The sequence below is a fragment of the Bacillus cereus group sp. Bce019 genome (genome assembly GCF_051781745.1).
GTDB classification, from domain to species: domain Bacteria; phylum Bacillota; class Bacilli; order Bacillales; family Bacillaceae_G; genus Bacillus_A; species Bacillus_A cereus.
Genome location: NZ_JBPWJX010000003.1, coordinates 277994 through 303716 on the forward strand (window position 1 = coordinate 277994; position 25723 = coordinate 303716).

Consider the following 25723-nt stretch of genomic DNA (forward strand, 5'->3'; position numbering starts at 1 on the left):
TCAGAATCCCCCATTAAAACCAACCCAATCCTTTTTCTTCTAATATTTTCATTTTAATTCCAATAACAAGGAAATTATACCATTTATCAATGTTATAGTCTATGTTTTCTAAAAATTAAATAAATAAAACTCTTGTATTCCCTCAATATTCAGATAAACATAATATTTTTTTTACGTTTCATCTTCAAAGTCTATAATGAGTCCTGTTAGAACTGCTTCATTACCAATCGATTGGATCCCGTGACCAATAAAATCCATCTTAAATTCTTCCTACTTTAATTTATGTAATGATATAATAACACTAAATTTTCAACACGTTCTTAATAGATTGGGGGACTTATAATACATAAACCTCACACTGCATTACAAACCATTATTATAAATATGAATACAAATGAGCATTGGCAAGATTTTATTTGTTACTGTCAGCATCGCGAAGCGGGACTTCGAAAATTAGCTTATAAACATTTAGAGACATTTATTTCAAATGCAAAGAAATGGGAATCAAAAGATCAAGAAGAGTTTGCCATTTCACTGTTTACTATTTTAGATGCATTAAACGAAAAAGATGAGGTCTTAACTTTCGCACTAAATAGTTTTCTAATTGACATTCTATATAGATGGACAGAAAACAACCCGATTGATTCAAGACCTTTTAGATGGATAGGAATTTATATGGACTCTAGCAATAAAGAAGACGATTTAGAAAAATTCCTTCGAAAAGCGATTGAATTAGGTGGTGATACCGAACAAGAAGCTATGATATACCTAGTTTCTAATTACATCAATACTTTAGATTTTGGTACTCATGAATTCCCTTCAGGTTATTGCGGAGATTTAAGCGAATGTATAGAAAAACTTCCCTATATGCTTCAATTAATTAATAGAATTCAGAATAAGAACATAAAGGAGCAAAACATTGGTCAAATACAAGAACAACTACACTTAATTCTAGATTGGTTAAAACATACACAAATTCCAGTAGATGCTGTTCGTATATGGGAAAAAGAACAAACTAAGGAATTAGAAATGGTCATTGTATATTATTTACACAACAGCTCAAGTCGTTAATTCATCTTGTACAGAGATAATAAAATTGTTTAAAACATAATAAAATTGTTTAAAAAACGCCAGTCATGTTATTCAACAATCGGACTATATAATGGAATGAATCCTTGTAAAAATTAGAAATATTTGAAATAATCGTTATTAAGTTGAAGCAGAACGATTGCAGAAAAAGGTGATACGACTTTTTCTTACTTAAGAATCGCGAAACAGTTGAAAATTTTAATTAATTATATTCCGAAAGGGTGTGTGTAGTATCTTATCAACTAATGTTTTTACTTATAAATCTAAGGATGGAAAAACAGTAATAATTAGAGAAGCTAAAGAACAGGATGCAGAAAGAATACTAGATTCTGCTTCAAAAGCTTTAATAAACGCTCCATACATGCTAAGTACGGTTGAGGATGTAAAAAAGGTACGTATCGATGCTATTCAAAAAACGTTAAAAGCTTATCATGAAAATCCAAATTATGTACAGTTTATTGCTGAAGTTGATGGTAAGTTAGTCGGTGCAATAGATTTTAAGAACGGAAACAAAGAAAAAATTAGTCATCAAGGGGCTTTTGCGATGACCATACTACCTGAATATCGAAATTATGGTATTGGAAGAGCTCTTCTAGAAACGTTAATCAATTGGGCTAAAAATAACAGTAAGATTGAAAAAGTTTGTCTTGAGGTAATGGAAGATAATCTAGGTGCAATCCAGTTATATAAGAATCTAGGCTTCTTTGAAGAGGGTAGAAAAGCAAAGGGTGTAAAATTGGATGATAGCTATCAAAATTTAATATTAATGGCTTTATTCGTTTAAAATTGAACATTAATTTCAATATAAAAAGAGGATCTTCATAGTCATCTCCCTGTTAAGTAGACAGTAATAGAAATCCTCTTTTTATATTTATCCCACATTAGCTTGCAGTAAAACTCCCCACTGATTATAGTTCCACTTTATTTTAATCCTTTAATTAAAGGTGACGCTTCCCCACTATGGAAAATCCATAAGTCATGAAGTGATCTCGTACATCCGACATATAGTAATTTTGCATCATGTTTTGTGTTTTTGTAATGTTCTTCATCCACATCAATTAAAAGCACCGCATCAAATTCTAAACCTTTCGCTAAATAGACAGGTACTACTGATATACCACCTTCATATTTACTTTGGTTTGCTTCAATTACGTTGACCGTTAATCCTGCATTTGTTAATTTCACATATATATCACGGCATTCATCTTCTGTTCTTCCGATTACCGCAATTGTTTTCACATCTGCATTTTGCAAATGTTTTACCGTCTTCATAATTTCAGTAAATTGATTTTCTGCATGAATTACTTTCACATCTTCTCCACTGCGGAAGACTGGTGTTGCGAGTCCTACTGGGATTTCTGCATTTTTAATTATTTCATTTGCAAATTCAATAATTTCTTTTGTAGAACGATAACTTCTTGTCAATTCATAATAACCGGTTTCTTGGAATACTTCCTTAAAAGCATTCCAATCTTCAATTCCTTGGTAATCATAAATCGCTTGCGATAAATCACCTAATATAGTGAAAGAATTACCTAATGTAATTTCTTTTAATACATAAACTTGGAAAGGCGAAAAATCTTGCGCTTCATCAATAACAACGTGATGAAACTTCTGCCCGATTTCAATCCCTGTTATACGATGATGTATGTATATTAAAGCTGGTAAATCTTCTACATACACTTCTTTTTTACGACAACTCTTTTCTGTTTCTTTAACAAGTTCTTCAGGTAATACCTCAAGTATTTCTTTACTTTTTACTATTGAACTATACAGTGAAAGAGCACTCATTTTCGGCCAAAACTTCATATATGCGTTCAGTCTCTTAGTCGCTTCTTTTTTAAGTAATTTTTTCTCGTTTGTTTCCCCGAATTTTTTAAGCTCAATTTCAATCCAGCGCTTCATTCGTCCTACTAATCGTTCTCTTCTTTTCTGTAAAGGATAATGTTTATATTCAACTTGCATCCATTTTTTAATATCTTCTACTGGAATAATCGCTCTATCCCACGCCTCAAAATCTTTTGTCGGAACTAACTCATTTTCAAATTGGATCATTCTCTCTTCAATAAACGTCTTAAATTCCAACGTACCCTTTAATTTACCTAGCATTACCTTCTTTTCATCACGATTAATTGAAAATGCTTCTTTCAATTTTTCTTCTGTCTGCTTTAGTTTCACTGAATCATCTAACGTACGTAATGCCCAATCCGGAAACGTTGTTTGATTAATATTCCCTACACCTAATTCAGGAAGTACACTCGAAATATAGTCTAAAAACAGACTATTCGGCGCAAATACGATCATTCTTTCTGCTTCTAGTTGTTCACGATATTCATAAATTAAAAAAGCAAGGCGATGTAAAGCAATTGTTGTCTTTCCACTCCCTGCAACCCCTTGAATAAGTAATGGTAAATTTCTTTCCGCTCGAATAATATCATTTTGTTCCGATTGAATCGTTGAAACAATATCCTTTAGCTTATTATCTTTATTCTCACCTAATCGATATAGAAGAAAATCATCGGCATGCGATACATCTTCATTTCCTTTTACATATGTATCAACAACACGTTCAAGTTCTCTTTTTCGAATGGAAATGTTTCGTTTTAAATACACATCACCTTCTACTAACCCATCTGGTGATTGATAAAATGCTAATTCGTCTCCACCGGTAAATGAATAAAACATACTTGCGACAGGTGCCCGCCAATCGATAATGATTGGCTTCATCGTGTCCATATCCGAAACCCCTACTTTTCCGATATAAATCGGCATAACTTCTTCTTTTCCATCTTCCTGAAAATCTAACCTTCCAAAGTACGGCTCTTGCACACCAATACGTAAGTTTTGTCTATTAGACTCCCTCATACTTTCAAGAATTTGCTCTTTAAAATCTTCTCCATAATAAACTGGGATTTTTTCAAGCTTATCCAATTGCTCATCCATCGTATGTAAAGTAGCCTTCATTTTTTGTAACTCATCTTCAAATATGTTGCTCATTTCGACGATTCCCTCCTGTCCGTTCTAATTTTTCAGTCGAAGTATCATTGTATTAAAAATCCAATCATAAAGTCAATAGTTTCCATTTAAATTTTCCGAAAAAACTTACTTTTCATCTTTCTAATTTAAAAAGAATATGCAACATCTAAATCACACAAATACACATATAGTATAATGATGCATGCAAAAGATACTACTTTCTATTTGTCTCCTATTTAATTTATCTATTAAAAAACATTGTAAAAATTAAAGAATTTAATCAATGGGCGTTTTACTGCCCATAAATAGTAGGATAAATAAAAGTAAAGGAGGCTCTTCAAATGAATGTCGCGAAAAAGAAATCACTAAAGTTATATTTACTTATTTTTGTATTCACTGTTTTGGCCAGTGGATGGATTGGGGTATTTCTAGATTCTCTTCTAACAAATCAACCTGAAGGAAACACTTTAGGTATGGGATTATGGCTAATATTACCTTTCCTCGTAAGCATTTTACTTAGAGTTATTAGCCGAGATTGGAATGATTTTGGCATCAAACCAAATTTGAAAGGAAACTTTATATGGTATTTCACTGCACTACTTATTTATCCATTCGTTACAGTAATAACGATAAGCATATCGCTCATTTTTGGAGTAGCTCATATTTCTAGTTTTGATATATCCACGTTATTGTCACTCATAGTCATGTCTTCTATTGGTAACTTTATTAAAAACATTTTTGAAGAGTTTTCTTGGCGCGGTTATTTAACTCCAAAGTTGATTGAACTAAATCTAAACGATTGGTACATTTATATTATTTCTGGTTTCATTTGGGCACTTTGGCATGCTGCATATTATATAGTCTTTTTGCCAAATGAATATTTTGAATCTATCTCAAGATTAAATATGCTTTTATCTGGCTGTATCCTTATGGTTTGTTGGTCAATTATGTATGTTGAAATATATAGACTTACAAAATCCGTCTGGCCATGCGTTATCATGCATGCGATCGAGGATGCTGTTCCTACTGTTTTAGTTACCATAACAGGGATTATTACCCTTACAAACAGTAGTGATTTTTGGTTAAATCCTATTAGCGGGGTCGCTGCTACTGTTTTATTTCTCGGAATTGGAATCGTACTAAGAACTATAAGAATAAAAAGAGAACGACAATTATTCACACAATAAAAAGCAGATAATGAATTCGTCATTATCTGCTTTCCAATTTTTAAAACTACCTTATTATATTTTTTGATACATAAGCCAGTCACCAGAGTCTATCACTTTCTTTAATATCTTTTTATCTTGAGCGATATACACATATGCCTCAATTTCCCTATCAGCAACATATACTGTTTGCGTGATTCAATCATATAAATCAGTCTCCGCATTACCTGTATATTCTTCTAGTTCATCTAACTTACACAATATCTCATCATTTACTACATAAACTTCTCCATACACCTGTTCTTCAATCGAATAAGTCATGGCCGGATATCCTTCGTTCGTATCAAATAATTTGCCATATGTCCAAGCTCTGTCTGCGATGCATGTTGCACCTAGCATATAATGAGCATTCGTTTGTCCTCTTCTTAACGTGCCATAAACGAAAACATGATACATAAATTCTTATCCCCTTTATATGCCTCTACTTTCTTATTTGTAAATAAGCACGAATCATAAAGTAACTCACTTCATTCGGAAGCTGTTCTTTAATAGATTTCAGACCACCATCTGCATTTTGAACGGCAGTTTCAATAAGAGATTCATACTCTGCTGGAACAAAGCTTTGCCAATCTACTTCCATTCCATCCTCATAACAGCGAATTAAATGGTTTTCGATTGTTTGTCTTGATAAGTTACGTTCTTTTGCAATCTCATTCAAATCAATACCTTGTTTATACATTTCATACGTTTCTAAATGAGAATTTGCGGACGCTTTTCCTGACTTTTTACGCTCTGAAACTACTTCTGTCTTAATCGTTTCAGCATAATTTGGATTTTCCTCAATAAAATGCTGAACTGCTTGTAAGAAGTGCGAGCCATATTTCACAAGTTTGTGTTCTCCGATACCTTTTACCGTCAACAATTCGGAATCACTTTGCGGCATTTTCACACACATATCTTTTAATGTTTGGTCAGAGAAAATAACGAACGGAGGTACACCTTCTCCTTGTGCAATTTCTTTACGTACTTCACGAAGCACTTCAAATAAAGGATGGTCTTGAACAATTTGTCTTGTCTCTACTCGTTCTTTTCGTAAAACATTCTCTTTACCAAGTAATACTTCTTTCCCTTTTTCAGTTACTTTTAACGTCGGATAAGTGCCATGCTCAACTGCAATTAACTCGTCTGAAATTAAAAACTCAATAAACTCACTGACCTCTTTTACACTACGGTTCGATAAAAGCCCATACGTTGGTAAAGTATGAAAATTAAATTCAATAACTTTCTTATTCTTCGACCCAGTTAATACTTGCGCTATCATTTGCTTTCCAAAGCGTTGGTTCGTTCTAATCATGCATGATAAAACCATTTGTGATTCCCTTGTCACATCGATGCTCTCGCGATTGTCTGTACAATTACCACAGCGTCCACAATCTTCTTTCGGTTCTTCTCCAAAGTATTGCAAAATGAATGATTGTAAACATTGTTCTGTATGACAGTAATCGGTCATATTTTGCAATTTTTCAAGTTCATTTGAAAAACGTGATTCTCCAGTTGATTGATCAATTAAAAAACGCTGTACTTGTACATCTTGAGAAGAATATAACAATATACATGTACTATCTAATCCGTCACGACCAGCACGTCCTGCTTCTTGATAGTAACTTTCCATATTTTTTGGAAGCTGATAATGAATTACGTAACGAATATTCGATTTATCAATACCCATCCCGAATGCAGATGTTGCTACCATTACACTTACTTCATCTCGTAAAAAGAGTTCTTGTTGCTCATTTCGATCAATATCACTCATACCAGCGTGATATTTTGATACAGAAACTCCTGCCTTCATTAAATCTTCATATAACTGATCGACTACTTTTCTAGTAGCTGCATATATAATCCCAGATTCCTTTTGATTTTGACGAATATAATCCGCCAAATATGCATTTCGATCTTGCCCTTTAATAACAGAAAACGATAAGTTCTCACGCTCAAACGTTGTCATAATTGTATTTTCTTTATTAATTTCAAGTGTATTACAAATATCATCACGTACTTGCGGTGTTGCTGTTGCTGTTAATGCTAATACGAGCGGCTTTTCTGGAAGATAATCTAATATGCGATGTATATGTAAATAACTTGGACGGAAATCATGTCCCCACTGTGAAATACAGTGTGCTTCATCAATCGCAATCATAGGGATTTTCATATCGATAAGTTGGTCAACAAACTCCATCGAATCAAGACGCTCAGGCGCGACATAAAGTAATTTGTAATGTCCTTGTTTCGCTAATTGAATTCGCTGATTTGCTTCAGCAATAGAAATAGAACTATTAATATATGTAGCTGAAATGCCATTCTGTACCAATGTATCTACTTGATCCTTCATAAGTGATATTAAAGGAGATATAACCAACGTCGTGCCTTCAAATACTAATGCCGGAATTTGATAACAAATTGACTTACCGCCACCCGTTGGCATAATACAAACTGTATCTTTCCCATCTAATACGTTTTTAATTGTTTCATCTTGTCCTCTTCGAAACGAAGAATAACCAAAGTAGGACGCTAAAAGTTCTTGTGCTTTAGTAAACAAAAAAGAGTCACCTGCTTTTCTTTATCTTTCATCTACTTCTATTATATCAATCACTTATGCGACTTGAAAGGGATGGATAAACGCTTATTGTTTTTTCATTATTCTATATTTAATATGAATTAGCATCCGTGTTTTATATGTTTTACAACATTTATAACGTAAATCCAGTACACAAGAAGAAAGAGTTTCAATTTAAATGTTCATTTTATTTCCCTTTCTTGAATACTACTAATCGTATACATATAAATTCAGGAGGTTACTATATGAAGCATCGTAATATGAGTTCCATCACAGCGAAAACGAAAACACAAAAACTCCAATTCTCTAATAATGATGCGTGGAAATATGAATCATACTATAAGTATCAGCCATTATTCTCTTATAAAAAGCTTTTACATTTTCTTTCTCAACTTTTTAGACGTTAATATATGCGCAAAAAATATATCATTCACAGAATTTTTCTCACTATTAAATGTATAGACTTACTACAATTCAGTTGTTACCATATATAATAATCTGTTGGATAAACCCCTTAAGTTGACCTGCTTATATTAGCAGGTCTTTTTCATGATTACATACTTCTGTGTACCTCGATCTCACTTCCAAGTCTTTTCTCCATTTTATAACCATATTTAACTCCCAACAATTCATGATTATCATGAATTGTTGGGAGTTAAATTGTTCACATATAATTATGCAATTCTTCTTTCTCAATACACAAAAGGCATTTTACTTGTTACTATAAAAGTACTCCAGATGAGTTTTTTGCTCATCAACATTATCTAGTTATTGGGGCCTGCCGCGGGAAGCAGGTCCCTTTGACTGTATGAAGGTCCTAATTTCATTTGGACACATTTACCAGGTTTTTTCAAAAGAATTTTATGATAACATTACGTAGTCGAGTCCGACATCTCGGCAATACCCTTTTGAGGGTCTGCAACTTCCCTTGCAGACCCTCTTTTACTTTATATTCAATTTATTTATATATACCACAACATCATTCATTGAATTTCTCCATTTCAAATTCCCTAAAAATAATCTAGGACACGTAACTAAAAATAAATCTTCATCATACTTTGAGTTATACATGTTCAAAGGAGTGTTACTATTTATGTATTCTTATTGGCAATCGTATTACTCCCCCTACCATAACCCTTATGTAAACTATGATTTATCCGTACGGAACTACCGAATTAGTAAAAATGAGAATTTTTTAAAAGGGTATATGCGTTCTTTATGGGAACAACACGTCGCTTGGACGAGATTGGCTATTATAAGTATAGTCTTTAATTTACCAGATGTTAACGTTACTGTTGGACGACTTCTACAAAACGCAACACATATGGGACTATCACTTGAACCATTTTACGGTGAGGATGCAGTGAAAAAATATAGTGCATTAATTAAAGATCACTTAGTAATTGCAGCGGATCTTGTTAAAGCCGCAAAAGCTGGTAATCAAAATGCAGCGGCCGCTATAGAGAAAAAATGGTACGCTAATGGTGATGAAATTATTGCATTTCTTAACAGTATCAACCCATATATAGATAAAGAAGAATTTAGAAAAAGGTTTTATGAACATTTAGCACTAACAAAAGCAGAAGCACTTTCCTTCCTAAATAAAGATTATGAAGCAGGAGTAAAACTTTACGATAAAATTGAAAAAGAAGCATTAGAAATGGCCGACATGATAACAAACGCAATCGTAAAACAATTCCCGCAAATATTTCAATAAAGTGAAACTTTAATCAGAGTAGGTATTACTACTAAGTAATACTTGATAAAAATAAGTCGGTTTCCAAACATAAATCGGCTTATTTAGTTTTCTCTCCATGATATTTCACCTCTCCTCTTTACATTTAGCTTATATCGATATATTTTATTAATATCCGTTTTTTATAGGAGGAAATAGTTTGATTAACGCGATTGGTCTCGTTTTTATACTTACAAATAAACACGAGAAAAAAAAGAAAGTTTACTTAAATGAAAAATTTGCACTAATAGATATTATTGATTCTAAAGAAGTATTTGATGATGAAGGGAATCCTTTAGTAGAGCTAACATGTAAATACAGTATATATTTAGATGAAAAATATTACTGTAAATCTCTCGATGATTATACCGGACAAGTATTTCCTTTCTTAAGTGCAAAAATAGGAAAAGGTCTTCTAAGAAACTTAAACTACTACTTTTCTTACGTTGATGCCTATGATAAGAAACCACCAGTTAAAGAAATAAGACCACTTATGAAACAAGTAACGAACAGATAGCCAAAAATACAAAAAAAGAAAGCATCTAACTCTGGATGTTTTCTTTTTTATTGAAAACTCATTAACTTTCATCCTCTTCTAAAAGTATGTATCCAAGCATATTTTAAATTAAAAACATTGGAGGATTAGAGTGAATGAAATACTCAGAAACAATTATAAGCAAACGACTTCGAATACTTAAAATGACGGGTATGTTTTTCATGCTAGTGTTAATAGCATGGATTGGCTATACAAAATTACTTTATGAAAACGGCTTTCTTCAAGAAAAAAAGAATTCAGTAGAAGTAATGAACACTAGCATTACAGGAGAAATAGAGCAGCTTTTTCATATAAACTTGCAAGGTTATCGAAAAACAAGCCTTGATGCTGTTATAGAAGCAAGCAAAACCGATCCAAGTGAACTATCCCTAATTGAACTGGTCAACAAATCCTGCTCGCGAGATTGCATAGGCGAACCAGTAACATATGTAAACTCAAACAATGGATATATCTTTTATAAGGAATCTAATGGAACTAATGTAGCTATAACGGTTAAAAAGAAAGACACATGGGTAATTGTAAAGAAATCTGTTCAAGATGGAATATAATCACCCAAAAAAAGAGTACGTATCGTACTCTTTTTTATTATTAATACCCTTCCTCTTCATGAATACAATGGCATTTCGGTTTTGTTTTACAATGACATTTTTCACACTCACATTTCGGTTTCTCTTTGCAACAACATTCGTGAAAATCATTGCGTTTACATCTACATCTACATCTCCCAAACATTAAATTATCCCAAAATGTATTACAATTTCGGGAATGCCCACAATGACAAGTATTCCCCATGAATCTGCTTCCTCCTTAATAGAATTCATCATATTCTATGTTTGAAAGTATACAAAGGCTTGTTTATTAGTCTATTTTCTCCATATTATAAGTAGAGTTAAAAGATTACATAAAAATAAAAAACCGTCACATGACGGCTTTTTATTTAGCAAACTACTCTTTTGTATAAAAATATTTAATTCCTTTCGTATCTAACCAAGCAGTTGCTTTGTCCAGTTCGTTCCCTTGACGATAATCTGTTTCGAAATACACAAGCCCTTGATTATCTCCACGAGATATTATTTTAGAAGTATATCCAAGCTTATCCATCATTTGAATCATGTCAGGAATTAAATTTACACCAAATTCATAAGTAACTACTTTGTTATCTTTATTCACTATAATTCCAACCCCTTCTTGTTTTTTTATCGGCTCAACAATTTGATTTGTAAACCAAGCTAACGGCTTATTTCCAATCAGCTTATTTAAATCACATTTGCCGATACCAGCCACATTGCCTGTTTCTGTGTATTGCCAAATATCACATGGATATGCCGGTTTGTTACCACCATAACGAGGAATCCATACAAAATCAGAATTGACATTTGCCATTCCAAATGGAGCATACATATGATGAGCAATATATAAACCAGCCTTCTTAGCTCCTAATCTGCGTAATTCATCAATAAAAGCTTGTGTACCCGCTCTCATATCGTTCATTGTTCTTACTTCTACGTCAGCTACCCAAACTGTTGCATTTTTATCACCACGGTTCCAAAAGTCTCTTGCTTCTATCCGTGCATCCTCTACTGAAACGAAACGACAGAACGCATAATTACCAAACGGAATATTCCTTGCTTTCATTGCTTGTACATAATTTTTATATAAAGGATCTACATAGTTTGAACCATCTTGCACACGTGCAATTACGAAATCTAATTGTGGTGCTGCGATATCCCAGTTAATGTCGCCATTCCATTTCGAAATATCTACAATATAACCCATTATTTAACATCTCCTTTTTCATTATTATATTCAAAGCTTGTTTTTTTGCTATTATCAACTAATAAATAGTATGAGAGGTAGTATATTATTGGGTAATAATTTAAAATTCGGCTTATGTATTGAGAAAACAAAATATTATTACAGGTTTAACAAGTAAAGATTTACAAAGCTCTAAACTATATAAAGTGAAACTATAATTAGTAGGAGGCTACGAGCAGTGAAATTCCCACTTAATTTCTTAGCTTCATCCGAATTTTGAGATAAGAATTTTACTGCCCACAAATTGCTAGATAAACAAAACCACCTTTCTGACAGGTGGTTTTGTTTACTAATTTACATATACATTGTCCATATTTTTATAGTTACATAATTATTAGTTACTTAATATACTTGCTAACTAAATATAAGACAATTTTTAGTTTTTAATCAAACTAATTTTCATTTTATCTCACGTACTCATAGTACCATTTTCGTGCATCTAACCAAGCTGTAAATTTATCGATATTTCCAGACGGATAGTCATTCGTTATAGCATAACCAATGCCATCTTTCTGAACGACAATTTGTCCATCAATACCCGCATCTACCATAGCTTGAGCCAAAGCTTGTAAATTACTAAATGCTACACCACCAGTTTTTACTTTGAGCAAATCCGCTGCACCTCCTCCAGTTTGTCCTGTAAGAGCAAATACAATAGAATTAGCGATTTTATCAACATTCCATTTTGCCATGTCGGATTCATTATCAATAAATCCTAATTCAATAAGAATAGCCGGTGCCTTCGTTCCATTTAATACTGCTAAATCTGTACGTTGTTTCGCACCTCGATTACGCCATCCAATATCTTTTGCTAGTTGAGCTGAGATTTTAGCCGCCAAATCTTTCTGATCATAATACAAAACCTCAACACCCTGTCCATTTCCATCACTTGCGTTAAGATGAAAAGAAATAACTAAATCCACAGCATGGGAATTGCTATTCCGAATGATATTATTTAAATTTTGTGATTGAGTTGTCCCTACCTCGTCCGTATCGTCATAAACCGTGTGTCCTAGGGATCTTAACTTAGTCGCCACAGCATCTTTAACTTGCCTATCTAGAACGTGTTCTTTCCGATTCCCAAAATTAGCACCTTGAACAATACTATTGTGTCCTCCGTGCAAGCTATATCTGGCCATTATTTATCAACATCTCCTTTCTTAATATCATATTCAAAACTTGTCTTATTGCTATTCCTACTTATAACCTCAACTGTACCCATATGTCCTACATTTTCTAAAAGTGACGGCAATTCGTTTTTGATATAAAAAAGTGATGTCACTTCACAAATCAGGTTCTTTATTCTCTAAATTGCATTAACTTGAATGGTGACACAAACAAAAAAGCATCACCTTTTTGGCGATGCTTAAAAACTCTATTTTACGTTTTAGTCCCCTAAATAAAGTTTAAGACCATGGTGACCGAAACTACACCTATACTTCCTTTCCTTCCTTCACTGCCTCTTTCAAACTCTGCAACATATATCCAATCCCTTTACACCCCTCTAGCGGATATGTAATCATTTCTTCTGGATATAACTTTGTCACTACTTTTTTATGCTTCTTCCCTGCTAGTAAGACGATTTCGTCAAACTGTAATAAACTTTTATCTACCATCTGTTTTTGTAATTGCTCTATATTTATTACCTCATCGCTTTTTGAATCAAATGCAAGATCATAGTTTTCTAATACAATATCATTTGGTCTTAAAAATCCATGTTTCGCCGATAATATAACCCAGTTTTCGAAAAACATAGTTGCGTACGCCTGACATGCTTTTCCGAACGGACTAATATACACATCTTTTGCTTCCATCGGTCCGTAGTCTGAATGTTTATCCCAAATTTTCTTTTTTCCACATGGAATTATACATATCCTTTTCATATATATTTCTACTCCCTTTACTTTGGTAAATAAAATTCGTTATTTTGTACATTTTTCTCTCAAAATACTATATAATAATTCTGAAAAGTTTAAATTACACATTTTACCATATATGTACTATGGATCACTCTCATTGCAAATATTATAATACCATAAAAATTTTTGCATTTTTTCTTCAAATTTTTATAATTAAATTGAAATATTATGATTTATAAATTAAATTAGGAAGGAGGTCCATAAAAATGAAAAATATTATCCCTGCACTATTAGTCTATTTTATTGTTTGCGTTATTTCCGTTATCATCCCAGCATCTGAAGGCTATAATTATGTCGGCTGGAAGTTATTTGTTGGGCAAGTGTATGCGATACCTATTTTCTTCATTACTGCTATAATTACATTTTATATAAACAAGAAAAAATCTTACGAATAAACGATTATAAGGATAGCTAACGCTATCCTTATTTTAATTCGTTAATCAAATTTAGAATGACCCTTACAGTACTTTATATCCTTTCTTCTAAAAAGTCAAACGCAACTTCTGTATTTCAGCGTTTAAACGTAGCTCCTCCGAGAGCCAGCTCTCTAATTCTGAAACCGACGTAATATTTCGTTCTAAAAGTGACTGTAATTTACTCTCCAAATCATTAAACATACACAATCCTCCCGTTTTTAATTTTCTGTTTTTTAGAGATAAAAAAAGACAAGTAGCCAATCTGACTACTTGTCCTTACTGTTCATCTGTACGCAATACGATTAAGCTTGGAATGCTTCTGTTAATACTGGTACGATTTGTTTTTTACGAGATACAACACCTTTTAAAGTAGCTGTGTTGTTTTCTAGTGATACGTTGTATGCTTTCTCAACAACGTTTGCTGCTTTACCGATCGCAAGACCGACAGAATCATTAGTTAAGATATCAGTTACAACGAATAAGAATAGGTCTAAACCTTTTTCTTCTACTACTGCAGAGATTACTTTTTCAAGTTCCGCTTGGTGTACAAGAACGTCGTTTGTATCAACAGCGTTTACTTGTGCGATTTCAACTTTCGCATTACCCATTTGGAATTCTTTAGCGTCAAGAGAGATTAATTGCTCCATTGTTTTTCCGCTTAAGTCAGCACCAGCTTTTAACATTTCTAAGCCGTAGTTATTTGCATCTACACCAGCGATTTGCGCTAATTCACGAGCAGCTGCTACGTCTTGTTCTGTGCAAGTTGGAGATTTGAATAGTAAAGAATCTGAAATGATTGCAGATAACATTAAACCTGCAACTTCTTTACGAATTGTTACGCCATTTTCTTTGTACATTTTGTTTAAGATTGTAGCTGTACAGCCAACTGGCTCACAACGATAGTATATAGGATCGCTTGTTTCAAAGTTAGCAATACGGTGATGGTCAATAACTTCTAACACACGAACTGATTCGATATCGTTAGCACTTTGTTGACGCTCGTTATGGTCAACTAAAATAACGTTGTCCACTTCGCTTGCTACTGTCTCAACAAAACGCGGTCCTTCTACTTTAAAATAGTCTAACGCAAATTGAGTTTCACCGCTGATTTCGCCTAAACGTACAGGCTCAGCATTCATTCCTAATTCTTTTTTCAATTCTGCATAAGCAATTGCAGAACAAATTGCATCTGTATCTGGGTTTTTATGCCCGAAAACTAGTACTTTTTCCATGTTTTCCACCTCTTCATGAAAAGGATATCTTAAAGAAGCAAATATGACAATATTTAAAGCATATTTTTTTATAAATAATTGCACTTTCTTCTATATTTTTCATCATTTTCATAAAAAAAATCATCTAAAATGAATTAGATGATCGAAATGTATGTTTCAATTAAAATAGTGTAGGAGCTTGCACTACATTGTTAAAAGCGAAATTTGAGGATAAGCCATTATTCAAAAGGTTTACATCTATAACTTGATAAAACGCATTTCCAGTGTCTGCAATTTCCCAAACAGCTAAAATAAGATGGTATCCACTACGGTCAGTTGGTACATTTGCTTCGTGCGTTACTGTTGTCCCTGGTCTAGCTCCACCGTCATTTTTCACATAGAATGGCACTAAATCTAAATCTGATCGCGTTAAAGGTTTATTTGGATTCCAACCTTTTTTCGTAATATAATATTTCCACTCTTTTGTACTATGAGGAGCCGTTAGTTTCCACTTGAATGTATTCGTCCCGCCATTTAACGTAACTTTCTTCCACCTATCTACAGTTTGAACATCTAAAGCGGGAAAATGACCAGCCCCTGCAATTTGTCCATCAGAAGGTCCTAGTTGCGGAAATCCACCTATCCCTTCTACGCTTTGTGGTTCATATTGAATCGGTCCACAATTTACATTTACCCCTTGCTTACATAAATAAGATCGGCTCGCTGGTGATTCTACATATCCATGAGCTGAAGCCTTTTCTGAAAATCCAAATGTTAATAATCCCGTAAGTAATACTCCACCACTTAAAATAACTTTCTTCATCTTTTGTAAACTATTCTTTTTCATACTTTCATCCCCTTCCGATAATAAAGCGAAAATAACTATAGTTGGCTAGTCATCTTCTCTACATTTATTATAAGACGAGAATCATTACTAAAAGAACCCTCTAGAAACTTTCTCAAATTCATTTAGTGCGTTAATTAGATTATAATTAACTATTTTAACACCGCCAGAAAAATATAGATGGTGTTAAAAATAGTCGTTTATTATTCACTTACTAATAATTAAGCACTCTCCCCGTTTGATTATACCTTAAATGTTTTTATAATAAATAATCGTAGCATCTAACTTACCATTCGGAGAAATTGCATACCCTGGTATTGTTCCAACTTCTTGGTAGTCTAGTGATTTGTACAGTTTATTGGAAGGATCTCCTTCTCTAGTATCTAATACTAAAAGAGACCTGTTTTCTTGCTTTGCTCGTTCCTCTGCTTTTTGCATAAGCGATCGTCCAATACCGTTACGTCTAAAGTTTGGATGAGTCATTAATTTGCAAATCTCGGCTCTATGAATTCCGTTAGGCTTAGTAACTAATTGTAATTGAATACTCCCTGCTACTTCGTTGTTTATTTTAGCCACATACAATATCACTTCTGGCGCTAATACTGTTTGCCAATACTTTGTTGCGTCTTTTTGTTCCAGTGGAGGCAAAAAACCAATTGATGCCCCATCATTTACAACCATTTTCAAAAGTTTCGAAAGTTCTTCCATATCATTTTCTAGTTGCTTTATTTCTTCAATTACTAAATTTCGCATTAATTTTCCCCCTTTTGTTTCATTGTAACAATTTTTAAAGAAGGAATAATGAAATAATAAGATGAATTTATAGAAAGATATGACTTTTTGTGAAAGGATAACGATATGAAATATATATTAGATAGAACGTACGCAAAAGAATTACTCGAATGGGCATATGAAAAAAACCCGGGTCCTTGGTTTGAACATTCACTACATGTTGCTCATGCAACTGAAAACATAATTATAGAACTTATTAAAAATGGGTATAACCTAGATGCTGACATAGCATATAACGCTGCCCTTTTGCATGATATCGGAAGATACAAAGGTTTTACCAAATCGGTCATTCATTCCTATGATGGTTATATATATATGAATGATTTAGGGTATACAGGAAACGCTGTTATTTGTGTGACACACTCATTCCCATGCAAAAATGAACATATAGATATCGCAGCGGAATGGAGTCTCGTTCCTGACCATATGAGAAGCCGGTTAGTTGAAATATTAAATGAACATTGTAACTACGACTTATACAATAAAGTAATTACTCTTTGTGACGCTCTTGCTGATGCGGGTGGCTTTACTACGCTGGAAAGAAGATTAATTTCTGTTGGTTTGCGTCATGGTACAACATCTCATACATCTTTACATTGGAAAGGGTTTTATGCGATTAAGAAAGAATTAGAAGCTTTAATCGGTAAGAGTATATACACAGTTCTTCCTGATGTAGAAAAATCTATTTATGAAGATATAGAATATTAAATTGAATACAAATTTAATTTCAAATAAAAAACGTTTTAAACATAAAGTTTAAAACGTTTTTTATTCAATGCTTTTGATTTTTCAGTTCTGTTAAACACTCTTGCACTAAAGTTACCGCTTGACTCATCGCAGCTCCGCCAGCAAATGCTGCTGAAACACCACATGCTTCCAGAATCTCTTTATCTGAACATCCTTGATCAAGACAACCTTTTGTATGATAAATTGTACAATACTCATCTTGCGTTGCTAAACTAATTCCTAATGCAATAAGTTGCTTTTCTCTTTTTGTTAAAGCACCCTCTTGAAAACAAGCTTGCGTGAACGCATTATATGTCTCAGCGATTTCAGGAATTTGATTTGTAAAACTACCTATACCTTCTTTATAATGATGTAGAATATCATTTATCGAACTATGTTGCTCATGTTCCATCTTATTCCCTCCAGTCATATTATCCATACCTATTGTAGTATGTGATGAAATGGAGGCAATATACCTTCTTTTAAATTAAGAATTTTCAGTTAATTTATGTTATAATTTTAAATTATCATCTACAATAACTTTTTCTCTAGAACTTTTTCTTTCAACCTCTTTACTTCTTTCTTCCCAAAATGTTAATCCTTCAATCCCCACATTTTTAGGATTAAATACTGGATCTTTCCCTTCTTTTTTCTGCCTTTCATAGTCTTTTAACACTTTTAATGCGGTTTTACTTAAAAGTAAGATTGCGATTAAGTTTAACCATGCCATACTACCAATTCCTAAATCTCCAAGATTCCATAAAAGCGACGCTGATTCAACACTACCAATGTAAACCATAATTAAAAATCCAAATTTTAAAACTGGTTTTAACCAGCCATACTTCAATTGACGATCTAAATAAGTAAGTGTCGTTTCAGCGATATAGTAATAAGCGAGTAACGTTGTAAATGCAAAAAAGAAAATTGCAATTGAAATAAATATTGGACCAAACCCTGTCATCACAGTTTCAACTGCTTGTTGCGTATAAATTGGACCTGCTTCCACATTTCCTATGTTTTTTACAATAGCGCTTTTCCCTTCAGGTATAACATTATACATACCTGTAATTAATATCATAAGAGCTGTCGCTGTACATACGACAATTGTATCGATATATACGGAAAACGCTTGAACTAACCCTTGTTTTGCAGGATGCGATACTTCAGCAGCAGCCGAACTATACGTCGCTTCTCCGACACCAGCAACGTTTGAAAATACAGCGCGTTTTACGCCCCATGCAATAGCTGCACCAACAATTCCACCAAACATTTCATTTACACCAAATGCGCTAGAGAGAATTAAAGCAAACATACTTGGAATCTCCGTTACATTCGCAATTAATATGATACATGTAACAATTACATAACCAATTGCCATAAATGGCACAAGCATTTGAGAAACGCCAGCAATTCTCTTTACACCACCAAAAATAATTGCCGCTAGTAACACGACTAAAAATATACCAGTTATATATTTGTTAATACCATTAGAGTTTTCGAATCCAACTGCGATACTACTAGATTGAATACCTGGTAACAACATGCCATATGAAAGTGTTACAACTACCGCTACAATGACTGCAAACCATTTCATTTTTAAACCTTTCTCAATGAAATATGGAGTACCGCCGCGATATTCATTCCCTACTTTACTTTTGTATACTTGAGATAATGTTGATTCAACAAACGCACTCGCTGCCCCTAACAAAGCCATTACCCACATCCAAAATACAGCTCCAGGCCCGCCGAAAGCGATCGCTGTCGCTACCCCTGCAATATTACCAATTCCAACTCTTCCTGATAAGGCTAAACAAAATGCCTGAAAAGATGATATTCCCGTCTCGGAACTCTTTCCTTCAAATAATAGTTTAATCATCTCTTTAAAATAACGAATTTGCAAAAAACGTGTTGCAATCGTGAAATATACGCCTGCCCCTAATGCAAAAACAACTAAACCGATACTCCACACTTGCCCTACTAACCATTCTACTAAATTCTCCATCCAAATCCCCCTTATCATTCTTTGGAAAAGCAATTTTATATATAAGAAAACGGACAACTATTATCAAACTTTCTAGTTGTCCGCATCTTTCATTATTTCATCCCTCAATTTTTGTCAGTAAAACACCCTATTACTTTATATTTACCCAAACACTTTTCACTTCTGTATAATTATCAAGCGCATATGAACCTAATTCGCGGCCAATACCAGATTGTTTGTATCCACCAAATGGTGCAGCTGCATTTTCTAAGTTATAATCATTGATCCACACTGTTCCTGCTTTTAATTTATTTGCCACTTGATGACCCGTTTTGATATTTTGCGTCCATACACCAGCAGCAAGGCCATAGGATGAGTTGTTCGCTCGTTCAATTACTTCTTCTGTCGAATCAAATGGCAGAACAACAACAACTGGTCCAAATATTTCTTCCTTAACGATTGTCATATCGTCTGTAACATCTGTGAATACAGTTGGCTTAACGAAATAACCCTTTTCAAGTGCACGTTCACCACCAGCCGCAACTATAGCGCCTTCTTTCTTCCCTTGCTCAATGTAATGTAACACACGCTCTTGTTGTTTCTTAGATACGAGTGGACCCATTTCCGTTCCTTTCTCCATACCTGCTCCAAGTTTTACGTTGTTCGCCATTTTCACAAGTGCATCTACTACAGTTTCATAATGTTTACGATGAACAAATACACGTGATCCTGCGCTACAATTTTGACCGTGATTATACATAATACCTTGGAATGCACCATTAATTGCTTCTTCCAAGTCCGCATCTTCTAAAATGATATTTGGTGATTTTCCGCCAAGCTCTAACGTTACATGCTTAATCATTTCTGCAGACTGACGCATAATATACTTTCCTGTAACAGTAGATCCTGTAAAAGCAACTTTATCAATGTCATGATGATTTACAATTGCCGCTCCTGCATCAGGACCAAAGCCTGGTACAAAGTTTACAACGCCATTTGGAAATCCAGCCTCTTTAAAGAGTTTTGCTGTATATAGTAAAGATAAAGGCGTTTGCTCTGCTGGCTTTAATACGATCGTACAACCTGTCGCCAGTGCAGCTCCCATTTTCCAAGAAGACATAACGAGCGGAAAATTCCACGGAATAATCTGACCTACAACACCCACAGGTTCATGTCTCGTGTAATTTAAGTAATCTTTTGAAATTGGGATTGTTTGCCCAATAATTTTTGTAGCCCACCCTGCGTAATAACGATAATTTTCTACAGTTGCTGAAATATCATCATCAAGTGCTACTTGATATGGCTTTCCATTATCTAAAGCTTCTAGTTGCGCTAATTCTTCTCTATGTTCTTCAATTAAATCTGCTAATTTATAAATAAGATGCGCTCTTTCAGCAGTAGTCATTTCTGCCCACGGACCGGATTCAAATGCAGATCTTGCCGCTTTTACTGCAGCATCAATATCCTCTTCTTGCGCTTCACATACGACAGCTAGAACATCTTCTGTAGCTGGATTATACGTTTCAAACGTCTTTCCCCCAATAGCAGCAACAAATTCGCCATTAATAAACATTTTAATTTCTTCATTTAAAAACGCTTCCACTTTTGGTTTCAGCTCAATATTTGTCTTTAACATTATGTTCTCCTCCTTATTTAAACAGCTACATGAGCTGCAATATTTGATAAAATCGTTTGAAGCTTTTGATCTTCGTCAACAGTTAATCCTAGTCTTGGATAGCGAGAAGATCCTCCCGCTTGCCCATGTAATTCCATGGAACGTTTAACGATTTGAACATATTTCCCTGATCCTTCAAGAAACTCGCAAAGTGGTAAAATAGCATCGTTTATTTCCCACGCCTTTTCTAATTCACCATTTTGAAAATGCTCATACATTTTTGTAACGAGACCAGGAACGATATTTCCTGCTACTGAAACCCATCCCGAAGCACCAACTAAATATGATTCCATAACTAAATCTTCAGAACCACAGAAGACTTGGAAAGCCCCTTCACTTTGTCTTACTAAATCTCTCGCTTTTCGAATATCTCCGCTAGATTCTTTAATATGTGTAACATTTTCACACTCTTTTCCAATACGGAGCATTAGCTTTGTACTCATATCAACACCAGAAGTAAATGGGTTATTGTATAGCATAATTGGTATATTTACAGAATTTGAGATTTCTTTAAAATGAAAATAAATCTCCTCTTCCTTCGGTTTACAATAGTAAGAGTTTATAATTAATGCACAATCCGCTCCGTGCGCTTCTGCATGTTTCGTATATTCAATTGTTTCTTTCGTCGTCTCTGCTGCAGTTCCAACAATGACCGGAATACGGCCATCAATTTCTTTCAACACGGTTTCTACCATTTTAAATCGTTCTTCTTTTGATAAACTTACAAACTCTCCTGTACTTCCATTAATGATGACACCTGCAACCTTTTGTTCGATAAAGTAATTTACATTTTGTTTTACCCCATCCCAATTAATTTCCTGAAATTCATCCATCGGTGTTATTAATACTGGAAATGCCCCTTTAATTTTTTGCATATTTATCTCTCCTTATCACATTTTATTTTAATAAGAAACCTGCCGGAAATGGATCCGTAGGGTCTAATAGAAACGTCTGCATCCCTGTAATAAATCCTCTACTTTCAAAACGGAAAATGTATCCTAGTTCCTCCTTCTTCACTTTTTCCACAGTTATAAAACTATTAAATATACTTTCATTTTTAAAAGGTTTATCCGCCATATAATCATTTTTAAATAACGCATGAACATAGGAAACGATAGTAGAAACAAAACCTGGCGAACGTACGATAAAGTTATCTTCATGAAATGTAATCGACTTTATATGGTTCTTTTCTTTTTGCGAAGGATCTACTAAAATAAGCCTTTTTATTAGCGACTGTTTTTGTATAGCCTGCAGTGTAGCTTCTCCCCATCTTTTCAATTCTGAAATGTTTTCAACACGAATTTCTGGCGAATACGCACCTTTTTCTACAACTGCATATACTTTATCTGCTTGTATGAGAGAATAACTTACATTACCAACCTGTAAATTTTCCTCAATCAAATAGCATAGTTTGCTTTCAAACGAAACCGATATAGCTTCATCATTCTCTACATACGCATGAACTAAAAATATTCCAGATAACGTTTCAATTTTGTATTGATTGGACTCTCTCTTTTTTAAATACCCACTTTCGAGTAACATCGTTATTACTGCAACAATGCCTCCATAATGAAGCGGAATCGAACCTTCATGATTAAAAAATAATACAGCTGCATCCACTTCATTATGGATAGATGGAACGACAATACACCCATTCAAACCGATAAAACCACGTGGTTCATTTAATAAAAGCTTCATCTCTTCTGCTAATTCACCTGAAAATTGTTCATTTAATTGCTCCAAACTGTAGTAGTATTTGCATGGTACGTCTTTCATTACACGAAATGCCTCGCCATTTACATGTACGTCTACTGCTGTATACATTTTTTGAATGTTCATTTTATATCCTCCGTTTCATGTTCCATCGGCGGAATTAGCAAAAATCCTTCTTTAAGTGGATCCATTTCATTGTAAAAAAATTTATGCATACCCATAAGCCAAGCTGATCCCGTAATTTTCGTTATGACAGCTTCAATATTTTCAACATGTGTCGTATTCATGACATATCCTTTAAATAAAGAACCAACGATACTCTCATGAATGAACTCTTCACCAATTTCGATTTCTTTCTGAGCGTATAATACAGCTAGCTTCGCAGATGTTCCTGTACCGCATGGAGATCGATCTATTCCGCCTGGTGGTACAACAACTGTATTTTTCACATGCGCACATTCATGAGTAGGATCTGTATAAAATTCAACATGTGTTAATCCTCTTATAAACGAATACTCTGGATGAGTGATTTCAAACTTCTCATTAATTGTGTTTCTTATATGAATCGCCTTATCGATGATTGTAGATGCATTTTCTGGTACTAATTCTAGATCTACTGATTTCGCATCAATAATGGCATAAAAATTCCCTCCATACGCAATATCAGCCTCTATAGTCCCAATGTCTTTCACTTGTACAGTAATATTTTTCAATAAAAAAGCTGGTATGTTACAGAAAGATACTTCTTTTGCTTTTCCATCTTGAACAGCAATATCTACTTCAACTAAGCCAGCCGGTGTATCTAGTTTTAAAGAAGTAATCGGTTCAACTACCGGAATTAAACCTGATTCAACTAACGCTGTACATACACCGATTGTATCGTGACCACACATCGGTAAATATCCACCTGTCTCTATGTATATAACACCTATATCAGCCTCAGGATGACACGGGTCTGTTAATAATGCCCCTGACATTACATCATGACCACGCGGTTCATTCATTAACAATTTTCGAATCCAATCATACTCCTTTTTCATATGTAACATCTTTTCTGCCATCGTCTCTCCAATCAACTTTGGAAGTCCACTAATTAATGTCCTCGTTGGATTCCCACCCGTATGTGTATCAATTGTCGTAAAGACTCTTTGTGACTTCATCCGTTTAACACCCTTTCTGTAAAACGACTCAAACGAAGTGGTTCAATAGGAATAATTGTCTCTTTTTCATTTAATAACTCTTCAATTACTTTCCCAGTAACTGCTGCAAGACTAATCCCATCCCCTTCATGCCCAGCGGCAATGAAATAATTTGGAATATGTTCCACTCGTGAAATAATCGGTAAATGATCTTCTGTCCACGGACGTAAACCAGCGTAAGAACGAATTACCATCATATCTGCCATTTTCGGATAAAAGCGAATCGCTCTATTTGCAATACATTTAATGACTTCATTGTTTATTCTCGTATGAAACCCTACAAATTCACGGCTACTTCCAATTAAGAAATTTTGACTTTCAGTAGGCTCAAATACGAGCGCAACCCCGTATTTTTCAGTTAAAGCATCTACTTTTCGTTTTCCGCCAAATTTAGAAATTAAATAACCGAATTCCATTACTTTACGGCATCCTACGTGTTGTTGCCTTGAAGCTACAATAATATGCCCTTTTCTCGGTTCAATTGGTATATTTATATTTAACATCTGACCAATCTTAGGAGCCCACACACCGGCTGCATTTACAACTTGTTGTGCTGTAAAAGTTCCATTCGTAGTTTCTACAACAAATGAACCATCCGTCTCTATTTCCATACTCTTTACTTCCGTCTGCTTAAAAGCTTTTGCGCCAAATTTTTGTGCCTCTGACAGAAGCGAGAAAGCAAGGATATATGGATTCACAGTTGAATCCGTCGCACATTCTAAACCGCCTAATAAATCCTCAGCAAAAAAAGGCGACTCTTCCCTTATATCTTGCCTATCAAGCATTCGAAACGGTAATCCAGCTTCTTTTTGCCGATTTACCCATTGCTGCGCAGCTTCCATCTCTTCGTCTGACTCACATACGAGAATACTTCCTGGTGCCCTATATTCAAATGAATGCTCTAATTTTTCACTTAAATCAGTTACTAATTTTTGACTTACTAAAGACATTTGACTATCAAACCCTGGGTCTTTATCAATGGCCAAAATATTCCCATCACACCGTGAAGACGTCCCGCTGACAAATTCTCCTTTTTCAATGATTGTTACGTCTCTTCCGTATTTTGAAGTGTAATAAGCGATAGAACACCCTATTATTCCACCACCTATAATTAAAACGTCGCAGTGCCTCACACTATACTCCTCCTTTCCCTAAACCTCTCACTTTCTTTTATGCAATTGACGTGCCAATTCTGTACATATACAATTTTTATAAAAAATATTTTTATTTGTAAAAATATTTTAAATTTATAGTAAATAGGTGTATTATTTTTTTATCACTGTCAAAATTTTT

General features: G+C 34.1%; 26 protein-coding genes and 1 pseudogene. 9 read left to right on the forward strand and 18 right to left on the reverse strand.

Features of this window, described 5'->3' with window-relative positions; translation table 11 throughout:
* Positions 1–342: 342 nt before the first annotated feature.
* Complete coding sequence (locus tag ACS2QP_RS07620; RefSeq protein WP_088338690.1) at positions 343–1071, forward strand: hypothetical protein; 729 nt, start codon at positions 343–345, stop codon at positions 1069–1071.
* Positions 1072–1312: 241 nt separating this feature from the next.
* Positions 1313–1873, forward strand: coding sequence for a GNAT family N-acetyltransferase (locus tag ACS2QP_RS07625; RefSeq protein ID WP_000337118.1), 561 nt, complete (start codon positions 1313–1315; stop codon positions 1871–1873).
* 137 nt (positions 1874–2010) lie between these two features.
* On the opposite strand, the gene ACS2QP_RS07630 is transcribed toward ACS2QP_RS07625, so the two are convergent.
* Positions 2011–4086, reverse strand: coding sequence for a HelD family protein (locus tag ACS2QP_RS07630; RefSeq protein WP_017673269.1), 2076 nt, complete (start codon positions 4084–4086; stop codon positions 2011–2013).
* A 320-nt stretch (positions 4087–4406) separates the two neighbouring features.
* Here ACS2QP_RS07630 and ACS2QP_RS07635 point away from each other — a divergent pair, with 320 nt between their 5' ends.
* Positions 4407–5252, forward strand: a complete 846-nt coding sequence (locus ACS2QP_RS07635; protein WP_438882282.1) for a CPBP family glutamic-type intramembrane protease — start codon at positions 4407–4409, stop codon at positions 5250–5252.
* 54 nt (positions 5253–5306) lie between these two features.
* On the opposite strand, the pseudogene ACS2QP_RS07640 reads toward ACS2QP_RS07635, so the two are convergent.
* Both ACS2QP_RS07640 and recQ read right to left on the reverse strand, forming a co-directional pair.
* A pseudogene (locus ACS2QP_RS07640) lies at positions 5307–5687 on the reverse strand (gamma-glutamylcyclotransferase family protein).
* A 25-nt stretch (positions 5688–5712) separates the two neighbouring features.
* Positions 5713–7830, reverse strand: a complete 2118-nt coding sequence (gene recQ, locus ACS2QP_RS07645; protein ID WP_017673267.1) for a DNA helicase RecQ — start codon at positions 7828–7830, stop codon at positions 5713–5715.
* A 263-nt stretch (positions 7831–8093) separates the two neighbouring features.
* Between recQ and ACS2QP_RS07650 the strand changes: the two genes are divergently transcribed.
* The 4 genes from ACS2QP_RS07650 to ACS2QP_RS07665 all read left to right on the forward strand — a co-directional run bounded on the left by ACS2QP_RS07650 (position 8094) and on the right by ACS2QP_RS07665 (position 10687).
* A complete protein-coding gene (locus ACS2QP_RS07650; protein ID WP_000682744.1) occupies positions 8094–8255 on the forward strand; it encodes a hypothetical protein in 162 nt (53 codons plus the stop codon).
* A gap of 686 nt (positions 8256–8941) precedes the next feature.
* Positions 8942–9565, forward strand: a complete 624-nt coding sequence (locus ACS2QP_RS07655; protein ID WP_017673266.1) for a hypothetical protein — start codon at positions 8942–8944, stop codon at positions 9563–9565.
* A gap of 178 nt (positions 9566–9743) precedes the next feature.
* Positions 9744–10100, forward strand: a complete 357-nt coding sequence (locus ACS2QP_RS07660) for a hypothetical protein (RefSeq protein WP_000606231.1) — start codon at positions 9744–9746, stop codon at positions 10098–10100.
* Positions 10101–10234: 134 nt separating this feature from the next.
* Positions 10235–10687 (forward strand): hypothetical protein, encoded by a 453-nt coding sequence (locus tag ACS2QP_RS07665; RefSeq protein WP_000877572.1) that lies wholly within the window; start codon positions 10235–10237, stop codon positions 10685–10687.
* On the opposite strand, the gene ACS2QP_RS07670 is transcribed toward ACS2QP_RS07665, so the two are convergent.
* The 4 genes from ACS2QP_RS07670 to ACS2QP_RS07685 all read right to left on the reverse strand — a co-directional run bounded on the left by ACS2QP_RS07670 (position 10688) and on the right by ACS2QP_RS07685 (position 13837).
* On the reverse strand, positions 10688–10867 hold the full coding sequence (locus ACS2QP_RS07670; RefSeq protein ID WP_078421234.1) for a hypothetical protein: 180 nt from the start codon (positions 10865–10867) through the stop codon (positions 10688–10690). It lies immediately after the preceding gene.
* A 217-nt stretch (positions 10868–11084) separates the two neighbouring features.
* Positions 11085–11915 carry a GH25 family lysozyme gene (locus ACS2QP_RS07675; RefSeq protein ID WP_017673264.1) on the reverse strand — a complete coding sequence of 277 codons (831 nt, stop codon included), beginning with the start codon at positions 11913–11915 and terminating at the stop codon, positions 11085–11087.
* A gap of 443 nt (positions 11916–12358) precedes the next feature.
* Positions 12359–13093 (reverse strand): N-acetylmuramoyl-L-alanine amidase, encoded by a 735-nt coding sequence (locus ACS2QP_RS07680; RefSeq protein WP_088338694.1) that lies wholly within the window; start codon positions 13091–13093, stop codon positions 12359–12361.
* 294 nt (positions 13094–13387) lie between these two features.
* Positions 13388–13837, reverse strand: coding sequence for a DUF6884 domain-containing protein (locus tag ACS2QP_RS07685; protein ID WP_088338695.1), 450 nt, complete (start codon positions 13835–13837; stop codon positions 13388–13390).
* Between the two features lie 242 nt (positions 13838–14079).
* On the opposite strand from ACS2QP_RS07685, the gene ACS2QP_RS07690 reads away from it, so the two are divergent.
* On the forward strand, positions 14080–14268 hold the full coding sequence (locus ACS2QP_RS07690; RefSeq protein WP_000789485.1) for a DUF4017 family protein: 189 nt from the start codon (positions 14080–14082) through the stop codon (positions 14266–14268).
* A gap of 87 nt (positions 14269–14355) precedes the next feature.
* On the opposite strand, the gene ACS2QP_RS07695 is transcribed toward ACS2QP_RS07690, so the two are convergent.
* From ACS2QP_RS07695 to ACS2QP_RS07710, 4 genes are all read right to left on the reverse strand, one after another.
* Complete coding sequence (locus ACS2QP_RS07695) at positions 14356–14490, reverse strand: hypothetical protein (RefSeq protein WP_000481362.1); 135 nt, start codon at positions 14488–14490, stop codon at positions 14356–14358.
* A 101-nt stretch (positions 14491–14591) separates the two neighbouring features.
* Positions 14592–15521 (reverse strand): manganese-dependent inorganic pyrophosphatase, encoded by a 930-nt coding sequence (gene ppaC, locus ACS2QP_RS07700; RefSeq protein ID WP_088338696.1) that lies wholly within the window; start codon positions 15519–15521, stop codon positions 14592–14594.
* Positions 15522–15681: 160 nt separating this feature from the next.
* Positions 15682–16347 (reverse strand): lytic polysaccharide monooxygenase, encoded by a 666-nt coding sequence (locus ACS2QP_RS07705; RefSeq protein WP_000742279.1) that lies wholly within the window; start codon positions 16345–16347, stop codon positions 15682–15684.
* A gap of 246 nt (positions 16348–16593) precedes the next feature.
* Complete coding sequence (locus tag ACS2QP_RS07710) at positions 16594–17097, reverse strand: GNAT family N-acetyltransferase (protein WP_078385980.1); 504 nt, start codon at positions 17095–17097, stop codon at positions 16594–16596.
* Between the two features lie 105 nt (positions 17098–17202).
* Between ACS2QP_RS07710 and ACS2QP_RS07715 the strand changes: the two genes are divergently transcribed.
* Positions 17203–17844 (forward strand): HD domain-containing protein, encoded by a 642-nt coding sequence (locus ACS2QP_RS07715; protein WP_088338697.1) that lies wholly within the window; start codon positions 17203–17205, stop codon positions 17842–17844.
* Positions 17845–17908: 64 nt separating this feature from the next.
* Here ACS2QP_RS07715 and ACS2QP_RS07720 read toward each other — a convergent pair whose 3' ends face one another.
* The 7 genes from ACS2QP_RS07720 to ACS2QP_RS07750 all read right to left on the reverse strand — a co-directional run bounded on the left by ACS2QP_RS07720 (position 17909) and on the right by ACS2QP_RS07750 (position 25563).
* On the reverse strand, positions 17909–18301 hold the full coding sequence (locus ACS2QP_RS07720; RefSeq protein ID WP_001999958.1) for a carboxymuconolactone decarboxylase family protein: 393 nt from the start codon (positions 18299–18301) through the stop codon (positions 17909–17911).
* A gap of 72 nt (positions 18302–18373) precedes the next feature.
* Positions 18374–19864 (reverse strand): alanine/glycine:cation symporter family protein, encoded by a 1491-nt coding sequence (locus ACS2QP_RS07725; protein WP_078421236.1) that lies wholly within the window; start codon positions 19862–19864, stop codon positions 18374–18376.
* A gap of 130 nt (positions 19865–19994) precedes the next feature.
* Positions 19995–21479: an aldehyde dehydrogenase family protein gene (locus tag ACS2QP_RS07730; protein ID WP_438882283.1), complete on the reverse strand. Its 1485-nt coding sequence runs from the start codon at positions 21477–21479 to the stop codon at positions 19995–19997.
* A 17-nt stretch (positions 21480–21496) separates the two neighbouring features.
* The gene (dapA, locus tag ACS2QP_RS07735; protein WP_332282929.1) at positions 21497–22393 is read right to left on the reverse strand and encodes a 4-hydroxy-tetrahydrodipicolinate synthase; all 897 of its coding nucleotides are present in this window, start codon (positions 22391–22393) and stop codon (positions 21497–21499) included.
* A gap of 22 nt (positions 22394–22415) precedes the next feature.
* Positions 22416–23357, reverse strand: coding sequence for a proline racemase family protein (locus tag ACS2QP_RS07740; protein WP_332282928.1), 942 nt, complete (start codon positions 23355–23357; stop codon positions 22416–22418).
* Entirely contained in the window at positions 23354–24391 is a 1038-nt protein-coding gene (locus tag ACS2QP_RS07745) for a proline racemase family protein (RefSeq protein ID WP_000842047.1), read from the reverse strand. The genes ACS2QP_RS07740 and ACS2QP_RS07745 overlap by 4 nt, the downstream gene beginning before the upstream one ends.
* A complete protein-coding gene (locus ACS2QP_RS07750) occupies positions 24388–25563 on the reverse strand; it encodes an NAD(P)/FAD-dependent oxidoreductase (protein ID WP_438882284.1) in 1176 nt (391 codons plus the stop codon). Before ACS2QP_RS07750 ends, ACS2QP_RS07745 begins: the two co-directional genes overlap by 4 nt.
* Between the last annotated feature and the right edge of the window lie 160 nt (positions 25564–25723).

Excerpts from the sequence above, each read along its gene's own strand:
- ACS2QP_RS07705 (WP_000742279.1), bottom strand. The coding sequence starts at position 16,347 with ATGAAAAAGAATAGTTTACAAAAGATGAAGAAAGTTATTTTAAGTGGT.
- dapA (WP_332282929.1), bottom strand. The coding sequence starts at position 22,393 with ATGCAAAAAATTAAAGGGGCATTTCCAGTATTAATAACACCGATGGAT.
- ACS2QP_RS07725 (WP_078421236.1), bottom strand. The coding sequence starts at position 19,864 with ATGGAGAATTTAGTAGAATGGTTAGTAGGGCAAGTGTGGAGTATCGGT.
- ACS2QP_RS07665 (WP_000877572.1), top strand. The coding sequence starts at position 10,235 with ATGAAATACTCAGAAACAATTATAAGCAAACGACTTCGAATACTTAAA.
- ACS2QP_RS07715 (WP_088338697.1), top strand. The coding sequence starts at position 17,203 with ATGAAATATATATTAGATAGAACGTACGCAAAAGAATTACTCGAATGG.
- ACS2QP_RS07720 (WP_001999958.1), bottom strand. The coding sequence starts at position 18,301 with ATGGATAATATGACTGGAGGGAATAAGATGGAACATGAGCAACATAGT.
- ACS2QP_RS07655 (WP_017673266.1), top strand. The coding sequence starts at position 8,942 with ATGTATTCTTATTGGCAATCGTATTACTCCCCCTACCATAACCCTTAT.
- ACS2QP_RS07695 (WP_000481362.1), bottom strand. The coding sequence starts at position 14,490 with ATGTTTAATGATTTGGAGAGTAAATTACAGTCACTTTTAGAACGAAAT.
- ACS2QP_RS07685 (WP_088338695.1), bottom strand. The coding sequence starts at position 13,837 with ATGAAAAGGATATGTATAATTCCATGTGGAAAAAAGAAAATTTGGGAT.
- ACS2QP_RS07630 (WP_017673269.1), bottom strand. The coding sequence starts at position 4,086 with ATGAGCAACATATTTGAAGATGAGTTACAAAAAATGAAGGCTACTTTA.
- ACS2QP_RS07690 (WP_000789485.1), top strand. The coding sequence starts at position 14,080 with ATGAAAAATATTATCCCTGCACTATTAGTCTATTTTATTGTTTGCGTT.
- ppaC (WP_088338696.1), bottom strand. The coding sequence starts at position 15,521 with ATGGAAAAAGTACTAGTTTTCGGGCATAAAAACCCAGATACAGATGCA.
- ACS2QP_RS07730 (WP_438882283.1), bottom strand. The coding sequence starts at position 21,479 with ATGTTAAAGACAAATATTGAGCTGAAACCAAAAGTGGAAGCGTTTTTA.
- ACS2QP_RS07650 (WP_000682744.1), top strand. The coding sequence starts at position 8,094 with ATGAAGCATCGTAATATGAGTTCCATCACAGCGAAAACGAAAACACAA.
- ACS2QP_RS07740 (WP_332282928.1), bottom strand. The coding sequence starts at position 23,357 with ATGAACATTCAAAAAATGTATACAGCAGTAGACGTACATGTAAATGGC.
- ACS2QP_RS07675 (WP_017673264.1), bottom strand. The coding sequence starts at position 11,915 with ATGGGTTATATTGTAGATATTTCGAAATGGAATGGCGACATTAACTGG.
- ACS2QP_RS07710 (WP_078385980.1), bottom strand. The coding sequence starts at position 17,097 with ATGCGAAATTTAGTAATTGAAGAAATAAAGCAACTAGAAAATGATATG.
- ACS2QP_RS07635 (WP_438882282.1), top strand. The coding sequence starts at position 4,407 with ATGAATGTCGCGAAAAAGAAATCACTAAAGTTATATTTACTTATTTTT.
- ACS2QP_RS07680 (WP_088338694.1), bottom strand. The coding sequence starts at position 13,093 with ATGGCCAGATATAGCTTGCACGGAGGACACAATAGTATTGTTCAAGGT.
- ACS2QP_RS07745 (WP_000842047.1), bottom strand. The coding sequence starts at position 24,391 with ATGAAGTCACAAAGAGTCTTTACGACAATTGATACACATACGGGTGGG.